Below are 13608 nucleotides of genomic sequence, written 5' to 3'. Positions count from 1 at the left end.
CATGGCGCCGCCCCTGCTCAAGCTCGACGACATCCATCTCACCTTCGGCGGCACGCCGCTCTTTTCCGGCGCGTCCCTGATGGTGGGGCCGGGCGAGCGCATCGCGCTCGTCGGGCGCAACGGCTCGGGCAAGTCGACCTTGTTGAAGATCGCAGCAGGCCTGGCGGAAGCGCAGGAGGGCGAGGTCTTCCGCCAGCCGAACACCACCATGCGCTACCTGCCACAGGCGCCGGACTGGCAGGGCTTTTCCACGGTGCGCGCCTATGTGGAGGCGGGTCTCGGTCCGGCCGACGACATGAACCGCGTGGCGCTGGTGCTCGACCGCCTGGGGCTGACGGGCGAAGAGGCGCCGGACACGCTTTCGGGCGGCGAGGCGCGGCGGGCGGCCCTCGCCCGCGTGCTGGCGCCGAAACCCGACCTGCTGCTCCTCGACGAGCCGACCAACCATCTCGACCTCGACACGATCGAATGGCTGGAGGACGAGCTGTCGCGCTCTTCCTCCGCACTCGTCGTCATCTCGCACGATCGGCGATTCCTGGAGCGGGTCAGCCGTGCCACCGTCTGGCTGGACCGCGGCCGGACGAGGCGGCTCAACAACGGGTTCGCTCATTTCGAGGACTGGCGCGACAAGATCCTGGAAGAAGAGGAACGCGAGCAGCAGAAGCTGGGCCGCAAGATCGCCCGCGAAGAGCACTGGCTGCGCTACGGCGTGACCGCCCGGCGCAAGCGCAATGTGCGCCGTCTGTCGGAGCTCCAATCCCTGCGCGACCGACAGCGTACCCATCGCGGACCGGAGGGCACGGCCGTCATGACCGCCAGCGATGCGGAACAGTCGGGAAAGCTTGTCATCGAGGCGAAGGGGCTGGAAAAGCGCTTCGGCGATCTCACGGTGGTGCGCGATTTTTCCACGCGCATCCTGCGCGGGGATCGCGTCGGCCTGGTGGGGCCGAACGGGGCGGGAAAGACGACGCTCTTGAGGTTGCTCACCGGGGCGCTGGAGCCCGATGCCGGGACAGTGCGGCATGGGGCGAACCTCGAGGTAGCCACGCTCGACCAGAACCGCGCCGCGCTCGATCCCGGCGAGACGCTCTCCCACTTCCTCACCGACGGGCGTGGAGAGAGCGTGGTCGTCAACGGCCAGGAGCGGCACGTTGTCTCCTACATGCAGGACTTCCTCTTCAAACCCGAGCAGGCGCGCACGCCGGTGCGCGAGCTGTCGGGCGGAGAGAGGGCGCGGCTGGTGCTCGCGCGGCTGCTTTCCCGACCGGTCAATCTCCTGGTGCTCGATGAGCCGACGAATGATCTCGACATGGAGACGCTGGACCTCCTGCAGGAACTGGTCCAGGGCTTTCCCGGCACGGTGATCCTGGTCAGCCACGACCGCGATTTCCTCGACCGCACGGTGACCAGCACCATCGCGCCCGCCGGAGACGGTCGTTGGACGGAGTATGCGGGCGGCTATTCCGACATGATGGCCCAGCGCAAGGGCGAGGCGCTGGAGCGGCGCAAGGCACAGCCGGCGGCGGAGCCCGCCAAGCGCGGCGAGGCCCGTCGCGCGCCGCAAGCGGGTGCGAAGAAGCTCTCCTACAAGCAGAAATTCGCTCTGGAAACGCTGCCGGAGCGGATCGAGGCGCTGGGCCAGGAGATCGCCCGGTTCGAGGAGCAACTGGCGGACCCGACGCTCTACGCCCGCGACGCCGCGGGCTTCGCGCGGCTGACGAAGGCGCATGACGAAAAACTTGCCGAACGCGCGCGGCTCGAGGAGGAGTGGCTGGAACTCGAAATGCTGCGCGAGGAGATCGAAGGCGGATCGTGACCAACATGGTGTTTCAGGAATATTGAGGTGTTCACCGGGTGCTAACCCGGAGCGGTGAAAATGGCGCTCCTTGTCGCGGGAGCACCCATGAGCGAAAGAGAAGAGTTCCTCGTTTCCGCAAAGCCGGATCTGCAAAAGGCGCGCGCCGAATGGCTGGCGACGCTTGCCGAGGAGCGGCGGCTTTCGCCTGCGACGGTGGAAGCCTATGAACGCGACACGCGGCAGTTCCTGCAGTTCCTCACCGGCCATTGCGGCGGGGCGCCCGGGATCGCCGAAATCGCCGATCTGCGGCCGGCCGATCTGCGCGCGTTTCTTGCGGCGCGCCGAGGAAGGGGTGCAGGTGCCCGCACGCTGGGCCGCGGGCTTGCCGGGATACGTTCTTTTCTGCGCCATCTGGAACGGCGCGGGCTCGTCAACGCCGCCGGTGCCGCGGCGCTCAGGGCACCGCGCGCGGCCAAGGGGCTGCCGAAGCCGCTGACGGCAAAGGATGCGCGTCGCGTCGCCTCGGGCGAAGGCCAGCTTGCCGAAGAGCCGTGGGTGGCGGCGCGCAATGCCGCCGTTCTGGCGCTTCTCTACGGCTCGGGCATGCGCATCGGCGAGGCGCTGGGCCTGACCGGGGCGGAGGTCGCCGCCTTGCGCGGCGGTACCCTGCGGATCACCGGCAAGGGCGGCAAGACGCGGGTGGTGCCGGTTCTGCCGGTGGTCGCCCAGGCGGTCGGCGAATATCAGCGCCTCTGCCCCTACCACCTGACGGCGGAAGCGCCGCTTTTCCGCGGCGTGCGCGGCGGCGCCTTGCAGCCGGCCATCATCCAGCGCGAGATGAAGAAGATGCGTTCCGCGCTCAATCTGCCCGACACGGCGACACCGCATGCGCTGCGCCACTCCTTCGCCACCCATCTTCTGGGCCGTGGCGGCGACCTGCGGGCAATCCAGGAACTGCTCGGCCACGCCAGTCTCTCGACGACCCAGGTCTATACCGCGGTCGACACCTCACGGCTTCTGGAGATCTACGACAGTGCGCATCCGCGCGCCTGACCTGCGCAGTTTCGACGAGCGGCTTAACAGTTTCGCCGCTTTCCCACGGTAAGGGTGAGCCATGAAACGCGCCCGCTCCATCGCCGACCGCATCGCGGAATTTTCGCTGGGCTTCGTGTCGGCCGTCAATCTCCTGTTCGTGCTGGTCTTCATGGCGATGCTTCTCATCGCGACTGGCCGCCTTCGCGCCGAGGAGGCGGCCTGCGCGGGGCGCGACCTGGTGGAAGAGCTTGCCGAGCGCGATCCCGCGCTGCTCGAGGAGATGCAGGAGGAAGCGGCCGCGGCGGAAAACGGCCGGGGCCTGCTGTGGCGCGTGGAAGGGCGGCAGGGTCCGCCCTCCTATCTCTTCGGTACGATGCATGTGAGCGATCCGCGCGTGGTGGACCTGCCGTCGGCGGCGCGCGAGGCTTTCGCCGAGGCCGGCACGATCGTCATCGAGACCACCGAAGTGCTGGACGAGCGGGAGATGATGGCTGCGATGGCGGAAACACCGGGCCTGATGATGTTCCCGCCGGGCGAGGACTTGACGGACCATCTCACGCCGCGCGAGTACGACATCGTCTCCGCTGCACTCGCCGCGCGCGGCGTGCCGCTGCAAAGCGTGGTGAAGATGAAGCCCTGGATGCTGATCGCGCTCGTGTCGCTGCCGGCGTGCGAGCTGGAACGGCAGGAAGAGGGCGCACTGGTGCTCGACGCAAAGCTTGCCGACCAGGCACAGGCCGAAGGTAAGCGGCTCGTCGGATTGGAGAGCCTCCGCGAGCAATTGGGGGCGATGGCGTCCCTGCCGATGGAGACGCATGTCCACGGACTGATCGGGACGCTTGCGCTCAAGGATCGCGCCGACGATATGATCGAGACGCTGATTGGTCTTTATCTGCGCGGTGAGACCGGCATGTTCTGGCCGGCTCTCGACCGCCTCCTGCCAGACGATGAAGTGACAGCCCAAAGCTATGCGGCCTTCGAGGAAGCCATGGTGAAGGCGCGCAACAGACAGATGGCTGAACGTGCCGTTCCACTGATCGAGGCGGGCGGAGCCTTTATCGCAGTGGGTGCCATGCATCTGCCCGGACCGGACGGGCTGGTCTCTCTCCTGCGCGAGGCGGGCTACACCGTTACCGGCGCCGACTGAGCCGGAGCGCCGATTTCGGCTTCCTTGCACATCTTCCGGGCGTCGGCACGGCACGAGGCTTTTCGCGGCGTGGTCCCCATCGGGAACACTTTGCAACTCTACGGCGTTAAGCGGCGAACAAACAACGGAGAATCCCGATGAGTGAGAGAGACCGGAATCGAGATCCCGATGCGCCCAACGCGGATCCGGCGGGCGGCCGTACGCCGCCGCCGGCGAATCAGACAGTGGTGCGCTCAAGCGGTACCAGTACCTTCATCGTGGTGGCGGTGCTGGCGGCAATCCTGATTGTTCTCTTCCTTGCCTTTGGCGGCGGTGCGTTCTTCGGCGATACCGAGACGATCGTGGCGCCGGAGGACGAGGAGACGGTGGTCGTACCGGAAGGCGACGGCGCCACGGCACCCGATGCGACCGGCGAGGCGCCAGCGGCGCCGGAAGGCGGCGAGGCCCCGGCCGATACCGCACCGGCCACGCCGGATACCGGTGATACGGCTCCGGCGACCGATACGGATACCACCCAGCCGCAGTAGCGAGCCGGGCTTGCGGCCGCGGGGCNGGGCTCCCGCGGCCGCCACGCCATCCGTCAGGAGTGGATCGGCTTGGAGAAGGCGGCAAGCGCGGCTTCCTTGACCGCCTCGGACATGGTCGGGTGGGCATGGCAGGTGCGTGCCAGGTCCTCCGACGAGCCGCCGAACTCCATCAGGACGGCTGCCTCGTGGATCATCTCCCCGGCGCCGAATCCGAGGATGTGCACGCCCAGAATGCGGTCGGACGCCTTGTCGGCCAGAACCTTCACGAAGCCGTCCGTGTGCAGCATCGAGCGGGCGCGGCCGTTGGCGGTGAAGGGGAACTTGCCGGCGCTGTATTCGATGCCGGCCTCCTTCAGCTCTTCCTCGGTGCGGCCGATGGAGGCGACTTCCGGGCTGGTGTAGACGACGCTGGGGATGACCCCGTAGTTCACGTGGCCGGCCTGACCGGCGATCATTTCGGCCACGGCGACGCCTTCCTCCTCGGCCTTGTGGGCGAGCATCGGCCCGGCGATCACGTCGCCGATGGCGAAGATGCCGGGAATGTTGGTGCGCAGGTGCTCGTCCGTCTTCACGCGCCCGCGCTCGTCCGTCTCCACGCCTGCCTCATCGAGGCCGAGGCCCTCGGTGACCGGCCTGCGGCCGGTGGCGACCAGCACAACATCGGCTTGAATCGTTTCGGCCTCGCCGCCCTTGGCCGGCTCGAAAGTGACCTTCGCACCCTTCCTGGCCTTGGAGACATCCGTCACCTTGGCGCCGAGATGGAAGGTCATGCCCTGCTTGCCGAGCAGGCGCTGGAACTGCTTGGCGACCTCGCCGTCCATGCTGCCGAGGATCGTGTCGAGATATTCGACCACGGTGACCTCCGTGCCGAGCCGCGCCCAGACGGAGCCGAGCTCAAGGCCGATCACACCGCCGCCGACCACAATCATCTTTTCCGGCACCTTGGAGAACTCCAGTGCGCCGGTGGAGGAGACGATCGCCTTTTCGTCAAACTTGACATCGACGCCCGGAATGCCGGCCACATCCGAGCCGGTGGCGATGACGATGTTCTTCGCCTCGACGGTCTCTTCCTTGCCGTCCTCGCCGGCGACGACCACCTTCCCGGCCCCGGCGATGCGCCCGGTTCCGCGGAAGACGTCGATCTTGTTCTTCTTGAACAGGAAATCGAGGCCCTTGACGTTCTGTTCGACAGTCTTGTCCTTGTGGGCCAGCATCTTCTTCAAATCCGCCTTCGGCTGGTCCACGTCGATGCCGAGATCGGCGAAGGAATGCTGCGCCTCGGCCAGCATCTCGGTGGCATGGAGCAGCGCCTTGGAGGGAATGCAGCCGACATTGACGCAGGTGCCGCCGTGGTTCGGGCGTTTCTCCACCACCGCCGTCTTGAGGCCGAGCTGGGCCGCCTTGATGGCGCAGACGTAGCCTCCAGGGCCGGTTCCGATCACGACAATATCATAGGTGGTGGGCATGGGTTCTTCCTGCCTGTTCTGTTTCCACTTTTGGAGCGGACTACCGCCCCCCGGTTACGTCGATGAATGCTCCGGTGACGTAGGACGCCGCGTCGGACAAAAGCCAGACGATGGCGTTGGCCACCTCTTCCGCGCTGCCTTCGCGCTTCATGGGAACGGCGGAGCGCAATTGCTTCACGCGGTCCGGCTCGCCCCCGGAGGCATGGATCTCGGTATCGATGATTCCGGGCCGGACGGCATTCACGCGAATGCCTTCTTCCGCCACCTCCTTGGCGAGCCCGGTGGTGAAGGTGTCGATGGCGCCCTTCGAGGCGGCGTAATCGACATACTGGCCGGGACCGCCCAAAAGTGCCGCGACGGAGGAGAGGTTGACGATCCCGCCGCCCTTGCCGCCGTGCTGGGTGGACATGCGGCGCACCGCCTCCCGCGCGCACAGGAACGAGCCGACCACGTTGACGCGCATCATGCGCTCGAGGCGCTCGACGCTCATCTCGTCGACGCGGGCGCGGATGTCGACGATGCCTGCGTTGTTCACGAGACCGCCCAGGGCGCCGAACGAATCCGCGGCAGCGAACAGGGTTTGGATGTCAGCCGGTTCGGCGACATCCGCCTGCACGAGGATTCCGTCGCTGCCCGCTTTCCTGACCTGGTCGAGCACGGTTTCGGCCGCCTTTTCGTCGGCGCGATAGTTGATGACGACGCGCCAGCCAGCACGGGCGGCCTGCAATGCCGTGGCCGCGCCGATGCCGCGGCTCGCGCCGGTGACGATCAGGACGTCATTGCTGGCTGGCATCGGGTCTCTCCATTTCGGTGTCGTGGGAGGAGGTGCATGGGATCGGGTGAGGCTATCGGTCGGAAAATGCCAGGCGAAGGCCGAAGCCGGCGAAGGCGGCCGCCACCGTGCGCCGCATCCATTTGAGCACGGTATCGCTTCTCAACACCTTCTCGCCGAAAAGCGCGGCGAAGGCACCATAGATGACGAAAACGGCGAAGGTCATGGCCATGAAGACCGCGCCGAGGACCATGATCTGGCGAATGGCGGAGCCTGCTGCGGGATCGATGAATTGCGGGATGAAGGCGAGGAAGAAGAGGGATAGTTTCGGGTTCAGCGCGTTGATGAGGACGCCCGTCCTGATCACCGCCCATGCCGCCACGGGCCGGCGTTCGCCGGCCTTTATCCTGACCGGGCCCGATTCCTTCAGGGTCTGCCAGGCGAGATAAAGGAGGTAGAGGACGCCGGCGAGCTTGACCGCCTGAAACAGAAGCGCGCTGGTGTGGAGGAGGGCGGCGAGGCCGACCGCCGAGGCGAACAGGGCCGGCAGGATGCCGAGCGTACAGCCGAAGGCGGCGGCGAAGCTTGCCCCGCGGCCGGCGGTGAACCCCATGGCAACCGTGTAGACGACCCCTGTACCCGGGACGAGGACGACGATCAGAGCGGTGATAAGGAACTCGATGCTCATCGACGGCTCTCCGGAGCGGGGCGGGGAGAATCCCGGCAGGGCAGAGGGGCGCGCGACAGAGAACCGGCGTCTGCGAGCACTTCCATATCCCCCACGCCCCTCGCGCCTCTCCTAAAGATCCAACACCAGCCGTTCCGGATCCTCCAGAACCTCCTTCACCCGCACGAGGAAGGTCACCGCCTCCTTGCCGTCGACGATGCGGTGATCGTAGGAGAGCGCCAGATACATCATCGGGCGGATCTTGATCTCGCCGCCGACGACCATCGGCCGCTCCTGGATCTTGTGCATGCCGAGGATGCCCGACTGCGGGGCGTTGAGGATCGGCGTCGACATGAGCGAGCCGTAGACGCCGCCATTGGAGATGGTGAAGGTGCCGCCCTGCATGTCGGCCATGGAGAGCTTGCCGTCGCGGGCGGCGGCGCCCAGGCGACCGATCTCCTTTTCGATCTCGGCGATCGTCATGCTGTCGGCATCGCGCACCACGGGCACGACAAGGCCGCGCTCGGTGCCGACGGCGACGCCGATGTGGCAGTAGTTCTTGTAGATGATATCGGTGTTGTCGATCTCGGCGTTGACCGTGGGGATCTCGTGCAGCGCGTGGCAGACGGCCTTGGAGAAGAAGCCCATGAAGCCGAGCTTCACGCCGTGCTTCTTTTCGAACAGGTCCTTGTACTTCTTGCGCAGGTCCATGACCGCGGTCATGTCCACCTCGTTGAAGGTGGTGAGCATTGCGGCGGTGTCCTGGGCCTCCTTGAGGCGCCGGGCGATCGTCTGGCGCAGGCGCGTCATCTTCACGCGTTCCTCGCGCGCCTCGTCGTCGCTCGGCGAGGGCGCGCGGGCCGCCTTGGGCGCTTCGGCGACCTTCGGCTTCTCCGCCGGTTCGCTGGGGGCGCCCCGCTCGATTGCGGTCAGCACGTCGCCCTTCAGCACCTGGCCGTTCTTGCCGGTGCCGGTAACGTCGGAGGCCTTGAGCCCGTGCTCCTCCATCAGCTTGGCGGCGGCTGGTGCGGGTGGGCGTCCGCGCTCGCGGATCTCCGGCTCGCCGCCGATATCGGCGGTCTTGTCCTCCGCTTCCCGCCCGGTGCGCGCGCCCGCGGCGCCGGTCGTCTGGGCGACCGCGCCGGTCTTCTCGCCAACGTCGGCGGCCGCACCTTCCTCGATCCTTGCGAGAAGGGCGCCGACCTTCACCTCCTCGCCCGATTCCACGGCCAACTCGCGAATCACGCCGGCGACGGGCGCCATGATTTCTTGGGCCGCCTTGTCCGTCTCCAACTCAAGGATGGCCTCGTCGGCCTTCACGGCGTCGCCCACCTTCTTGTAGACCTCGCCGACCTGGGCCTCGGTGACGGATTCACCGGCCGAGGGCACGTTCACGTCGACCAGATCGCCGCCCGCCTTTGCGGGCGCGGCGGCCTTCTCTTCCTTTTCGCCCTTCTTCGGCGCTTCCGCCTCGGCCTTCTTCTCCTCGCCGTCGGCCTTGCCGTCGCCCTCGCCGATGGCACCGAGCAGCGCGCCGACCTCCACCGTCTCGCCTTCCTTGGCGGCGATCTCCTGCAGCGTGCCGGCGGCGGGGGCGGGGACTTCCACCGTCACCTTGTCGGTCTCGAGCTCGACGACGGGTTCGTCGCTGGCGATTGTCTCGCCGACCTTCTTGAACCAGCGGCCGATGGTCGCCTCGGTAACGGATTCGCCCAGTGTTGGAACGCGGATTTCGGTGGCCATGGAATCTCTTTCCGTCGGTTCTGTTCGGTCGGTTCGCTTAGCTGCCCAGCGCGTCTTCCAGGAAGGCGGCGAGCTGTTCGAGATGTTTCGACATCAGCCCCGTCGCCGGCGAGGCGGCGGCAGGGCGGCCGGTGTAGCGCACCCGCTTGTGCTTGGCGTCGATGTGCTGCAGCACCCATTCCAGATAGGGGTCGATGAAAGACCAGGCGCCCATGTTCTTGGGCTCTTCCTGGCACCAGACCATCTCGGCGTTGCGGAAACGCGACAGTTCCGTGATCAGCGCCTTGGCGGGGAAAGGATAGAGCTGCTCGATGCGCAGCAGGTAGATGTCGTCGATGCCGCGCTTCTCGCGCTCCTCGTAGAGGTCGTAATAGACCTTGCCTGAGCACATGAGGACGCGGCGGATCTTCGAATCCTTGACCAGCTTGATCTTCTGGTCCTTCAGATGCTCCGCATCGTCCCAAAGGAGGCGGTGGAAGGAGCTTTCGCCGGACATTTCCGAAAGGCTGGACACCGCGCGCTTGTGGCGCAGCAGCGACTTCGGCGTCATCAGGATCAGCGGCTTGCGGAAGTCGCGCTTCAGCTGCCGGCGCAGGATGTGGAAGTAGTTGGCTGGGGTCGTGCAGTTTGCGACCTGCATGTTGTCCTCGGCGCACATCTGCAGGAACCGCTCGAGACGCGCGGAGGAGTGTTCCGGCCCCTGGCCTTCATAGCCGTGCGGGAGCAGGCAGACGAGACCGGACATCCTCAGCCACTTGCGTTCGCCCGAGGAGATGAACTGGTCGAAGATCACCTGGGCGCCGTTGGCGAAATCGCCGAACTGCGCCTCCCACAAGGTCAATGCGCGCGGCTCGGCAAGCGAATAGCCGTATTCGAAGCCGAGCACCGCCTCCTCCGAGAGCATCGAGTTGATGACCTCGTAATAGGATTGTTGCGGCCCCAGATTGTTGAGCGGTATGAACCGGTTCTCGTTGCGCTGGTCGAAGAGCACGGAATGGCGCTGGGAGAAGGTGCCGCGCTCCGAATCCTGGCCGGACAGGCGCACCGGATCGCCTTCGAGCAGGATCGAGCCGAAGGCCAGCGCCTCGGCCGTGGCCCAGTCGATACCTTCGCCGGAATCGATCATCTTCTTGCGGTTGTCGAGGAAGCGGCGGATGGTGCGGTGGACCTCGAAATCCTCCGGAACCTCGGAAAGCTTCTTGCCGATCTCTTTCAGGGTCTTGACCGGCACCGCCGTCTTGCCGCGGCGCTGCTCGTCCTCGTTGTCGGCCTTGCGCAGTCCCGACCAGACGCCGTCCAGCCAGTCGGCCTTGTTGGGCCTGTAGGACTGGCCGGCTTCGAACTCGGCCTCCAGATGGGCGCGCCAGCCGTCCCGCATCCGGTCGATCTCGTCCTGGGTGACGAGCCCCTCGTCCATCAACTTCTTGGAATAGATTTCGTTGATGGTCGGGTGCTGGCGGATGCTGCGATACATGGTCGGCTGCGTGAACGCCGGCTCGTCGCCCTCATTGTGGCCGAAGCGGCGATAGCAGAACATGTCGATGACGACGGGCTTGTGGAACTGCATGCGGAACTCGGTCGCCACCTTGGCCGCATAGACCACCGCCTCCGGATCGTCGCCGTTCACATGGAAGATCGGCGCCTCGATCATCTTTGCCACGTCGGAGGGGTAGGGCGAGGAGCGGGAGAAACGCGGATTGGTCGTGAAGCCGATCTGGTTGTTGATGATGAAGTGCACGGTGCCGGCGACACGATGGCCGCGCAGGCCGGACAGGCCGAAGCACTCCGCCACCACGCCCTGGCCGGCGAAGGCGGCGTCGCCGTGCAGAAGCAGCGGCATGACCTTGGCGCGTTCCGGCAGCGGTACGATCTCCTCGCGGATGCGTCCGTAGATCTGGTCCTGCTTGGCGCGTGCCTTGCCCATGACGACCGGGTTGACGATCTCCAGATGCGAGGGGTTGGCCGTCAGAGACAGGTGCACGCTGTTGCCGTCGAACTCGCGGTCGGAGGAGGCGCCGAGATGGTACTTCACGTCGCCCGAGCCTTCCACGTCGTCGGGGGTGAAGGAGCCGCCCTTGAACTCGTGGAAGATGGCGCGGTGCGGCTTGGCCATGACCTGGGAGAGCACGTTCAGCCGGCCGCGATGGGCCATGCCGAGCACAATCTCCTTGAGCCCCATCTGGCCGCCGCGCTTGATGATCTGCTCGAGCGCGGGGATCAGCGACTCGCTGCCGTCGAGGCCGAAGCGTTTGGTTCCCTTGTACTTGACGTCGATGAATTTCTCGAAGCCTTCCGCCTCGATCAGTTTCTGCAGGATGGCCTTCTTGCCATTGGCGGTGAAGGCCACGCCCTTGTCCGGCCCCTCGATGCGCTCCTGGATCCAGGCCTTCTCCTCCGGGTTGGAGATGTGCATGAATTCCACGCCCAGCGTCGAGCAATAGGTGCGCTTCAGGATCCCCAGCATGTCGCGGATCGTGGCGGTCTCCAGCCCCAGCACGTGGTCGATGAAGATGGGGCGGTCGTAGTCGGCCTCGGTGAAGCCGTAGGCTTCCGGCGAAAGCTCGTTATAGTCCTCGAGCGGTTTGGCGATGCCGAGCGGGTCGAGATCGGCGTGCAGGTGACCACGCATGCGATAGGCGCGGATCATCATGATGGCCCGGACCGAATCGCGCGTGGCGCGGCGAAGCTCGGCTTCCGACAGCTCGACCCCGGTCTTCTGCGCCTTCTCCTTGATCTTGTTGTCGAAATGGATGTCGAGCGCGCCCCAGTCGCCATCCAGCGCCGAGACGAGCTCGCCATTGGCGGCGATCGGCCAGCCCTTCTTCTTCCATGAGGCTCCGGCGGCGTTCTTCTTCACGTCCGCCGCATTGTCCTTGAGCTGGCGGAAGTAATTGCGCCAGTCCTCGCTGACGGAGGACGGATCCGCCTCGTAATCAGCGTATAGCTCCTCGATATAGGCGGCGTTGCCGCCATAGAGGAACGATGTGAGGGAGAATTCGTCGTTGGCTTGATCCTGCCGTGCCATCGCCATTTCCGGAGCCTTCGCCCCGTCTCCTTTTATTTCGTTGGCCTCAACCCTGGCCGTCGCGGACAGCTTCCGCGCTACGCGTTACGCTTACCTTACCGGCGCCAACCCGAGGATGCCGCCGGCGTTCCAATCTCAGCCCTTGATCGCCTCGACCAGGGTTGCGCCCATGCGTGCCGGCGAGGGAGAGACCTTGATGCCGGCCCGTTCCATGGCCGCGATCTTGTCCTCGGCGCCGCCCTTGCCGCCGGAGATCACCGCGCCGGCGTGGCCCATGGTCCGGCCCTTAGGCGCGGTCCGCCCGGCGATGAAGCCCGCCACCGGCTTCTTGCGGCCTCTCTTCGCCTCGTCGAGGATGAACTGGGCGGCGTCTTCCTCCGCCGTGCCGCCGATCTCGCCGATCATGATGATGGATTCGGTCGCTTCGTCGGCCAGGAACATCTCGAGCACGTCTATGAATTCGGTGCCCTTCACAGGATCGCCGCCGATGCCCACGGCCGTCGTCTGGCCGAGGCCCTCATTGGTGGTCTGGAACACGGCCTCGTAGGTAAGCGTGCCGGAACGCGATACAACGCCCACCGAGCCCTTCTTGAAGATGTTGCCCGGCATGATGCCGATCTTGCATTCCTCCGGCGTCAGCACGCCCGGACAGTTCGGCCCGACGAGGCGCGAGTTCGATTTTTCGAGCCGCGCCTTTACCTTGACCATGTCCATTACCGGAATGCCTTCGGTGATGCAGACGATGAGCGGGATCTCCGCCTCGATCGCCTCCATGATCGCCGCGCCCGCGCCTGCCGGCGGCACATAGACCACCGAGGCATTGGCGCCGGTCCTCTCCTTGCCCTCGGCGACGGAGGAAAAAATGGGAAGCTCGGCCGTGCCGCCGTCGACATTGCCCTGCCAGGTTTCGCCGCCCTTCTTGGGATGCACGCCGCCGACCATCTTGGTGCCGTAATAGGCGAGCGCCTGCTCGGTGTGGAAGGTGCCGGTCTTGCCGGTCAATCCCTGGACAAGAACCTTGGTGTCTTTGTTGACGAGAATGGACATTCTTCTTCCTACAATCGGTTCAATTCAGTGACGGTCAGACCGCTCTCGGCATCGCCTGTGTTCAGGGTGGTGGCCGGCTCGAACATCAGCACCACCGGCTCCTCGCTCAGCGCGCGCGGCCGATGCTCGACAGTTCTCGGCACGACGATGAAATCGTTCTGCCCGAGCTCGATGGAACCGTCCCGGAAATCGATGGCGATGCGACCGCGCAGGACAAGGAAGGCCTCGTCCTCGTCCTCATGGGCGTGCCAGTCGAAGACCTCGCCGAACTTGGCGATCTTGACCTGCGCATCGTTGACGTCACCGGCGATATGCGGATCGAAGACCTTCGCGATCCGGCGGTCGGCAGCATCCAGCAGGTTGATCTTGCGCGGCGGCACC

At 65.9% G+C, this 13608-nt stretch carries 11 protein-coding genes; 4 read left to right on the top strand and 7 right to left on the bottom strand.

Annotated elements, in window-relative coordinates:
• Position 1 precedes the first annotated feature (1 nt).
• The 4 genes from SIN08_RS18640 (at position 2) to SIN08_RS18625 (ending at position 4507) form a co-directional block, all read left to right on the top strand.
• The gene (locus tag SIN08_RS18640; protein ID WP_322453101.1) at positions 2–1816 is read left to right on the top strand and encodes an ABC-F family ATP-binding cassette domain-containing protein; all 1815 of its coding nucleotides are present in this window, start codon (positions 2–4) and stop codon (positions 1814–1816) included.
• An 87-nt stretch (positions 1817–1903) separates the two neighbouring features.
• Positions 1904–2851, top strand: a complete 948-nt coding sequence (locus SIN08_RS18635) for a tyrosine recombinase XerC (protein WP_322453100.1) — start codon at positions 1904–1906, stop codon at positions 2849–2851.
• Positions 2852–2912: 61 nt separating this feature from the next.
• Positions 2913–3980, top strand: a complete 1068-nt coding sequence (locus tag SIN08_RS18630) for a TraB/GumN family protein (protein WP_322453099.1) — start codon at positions 2913–2915, stop codon at positions 3978–3980.
• Positions 3981–4117: 137 nt separating this feature from the next.
• Positions 4118–4507, top strand: a complete 390-nt coding sequence (locus SIN08_RS18625) for a hypothetical protein (protein WP_322453098.1) — start codon at positions 4118–4120, stop codon at positions 4505–4507.
• Between the two features lie 53 nt (positions 4508–4560).
• Here the strand turns inward: SIN08_RS18625 and lpdA are convergent, their stop codons facing one another.
• The 7 genes from lpdA to SIN08_RS18590 all read right to left on the bottom strand — a co-directional run bounded on the left by lpdA (position 4561) and on the right by SIN08_RS18590 (position 13607).
• Positions 4561–5973, bottom strand: a complete 1413-nt coding sequence (gene lpdA, locus SIN08_RS18620) for a dihydrolipoyl dehydrogenase (protein ID WP_322453097.1) — start codon at positions 5971–5973, stop codon at positions 4561–4563.
• 40 nt (positions 5974–6013) lie between these two features.
• The gene (locus SIN08_RS18615) at positions 6014–6766 is read right to left on the bottom strand and encodes an SDR family oxidoreductase (protein ID WP_322453096.1); all 753 of its coding nucleotides are present in this window, start codon (positions 6764–6766) and stop codon (positions 6014–6016) included.
• A gap of 52 nt (positions 6767–6818) precedes the next feature.
• Positions 6819–7433, bottom strand: coding sequence for a LysE family translocator (locus tag SIN08_RS18610; protein ID WP_322453095.1), 615 nt, complete (start codon positions 7431–7433; stop codon positions 6819–6821).
• A gap of 111 nt (positions 7434–7544) precedes the next feature.
• Entirely contained in the window at positions 7545–9155 is a 1611-nt protein-coding gene (gene odhB / locus SIN08_RS18605; RefSeq protein ID WP_322453094.1) for a 2-oxoglutarate dehydrogenase complex dihydrolipoyllysine-residue succinyltransferase, read from the bottom strand.
• 37 nt (positions 9156–9192) lie between these two features.
• Complete coding sequence (locus SIN08_RS18600; RefSeq protein WP_322453093.1) at positions 9193–12180, bottom strand: 2-oxoglutarate dehydrogenase E1 component; 2988 nt, start codon at positions 12178–12180, stop codon at positions 9193–9195.
• 135 nt (positions 12181–12315) lie between these two features.
• Positions 12316–13227, bottom strand: a complete 912-nt coding sequence (gene sucD / locus SIN08_RS18595) for a succinate--CoA ligase subunit alpha (protein ID WP_322453092.1) — start codon at positions 13225–13227, stop codon at positions 12316–12318.
• An 8-nt stretch (positions 13228–13235) separates the two neighbouring features.
• Positions 13236–13607, bottom strand: a complete 372-nt coding sequence (locus tag SIN08_RS18590) for a cupin domain-containing protein (protein ID WP_322453091.1) — start codon at positions 13605–13607, stop codon at positions 13236–13238.
• Between the last annotated feature and the right edge of the window lies 1 nt (position 13608).

Source organism: Chelativorans sp. M5D2P16 (assembly GCF_034427935.1).
Classification (GTDB): domain Bacteria; phylum Pseudomonadota; class Alphaproteobacteria; order Rhizobiales; family Rhizobiaceae; genus Chelativorans.
This window is presented reverse-complemented; position numbering and strand designations above follow the sequence as displayed.

What these genes read in the sequence shown, in the direction of transcription:
- SIN08_RS18640 (WP_322453101.1), top strand. Translation starts at nt 2, where the DNA reads ATGGCGCCGCCCCTGCTCAAGCTCGACGACATCCATCTCACCTTCGGC.
- SIN08_RS18635 (WP_322453100.1), top strand. Translation starts at nt 1,904, where the DNA reads ATGAGCGAAAGAGAAGAGTTCCTCGTTTCCGCAAAGCCGGATCTGCAA.
- SIN08_RS18630 (WP_322453099.1), top strand. Translation starts at nt 2,913, where the DNA reads ATGAAACGCGCCCGCTCCATCGCCGACCGCATCGCGGAATTTTCGCTG.
- SIN08_RS18625 (WP_322453098.1), top strand. Translation starts at nt 4,118, where the DNA reads ATGAGTGAGAGAGACCGGAATCGAGATCCCGATGCGCCCAACGCGGAT.
- lpdA (WP_322453097.1), bottom strand. Translation starts at nt 5,973, where the DNA reads ATGCCCACCACCTATGATATTGTCGTGATCGGAACCGGCCCTGGAGGC.
- SIN08_RS18615 (WP_322453096.1), bottom strand. Translation starts at nt 6,766, where the DNA reads ATGCCAGCCAGCAATGACGTCCTGATCGTCACCGGCGCGAGCCGCGGC.
- SIN08_RS18610 (WP_322453095.1), bottom strand. Translation starts at nt 7,433, where the DNA reads ATGAGCATCGAGTTCCTTATCACCGCTCTGATCGTCGTCCTCGTCCCG.
- odhB (WP_322453094.1), bottom strand. Translation starts at nt 9,155, where the DNA reads ATGGCCACCGAAATCCGCGTTCCAACACTGGGCGAATCCGTTACCGAG.
- SIN08_RS18600 (WP_322453093.1), bottom strand. Translation starts at nt 12,180, where the DNA reads ATGGCACGGCAGGATCAAGCCAACGACGAATTCTCCCTCACATCGTTC.
- sucD (WP_322453092.1), bottom strand. Translation starts at nt 13,227, where the DNA reads ATGTCCATTCTCGTCAACAAAGACACCAAGGTTCTTGTCCAGGGATTG.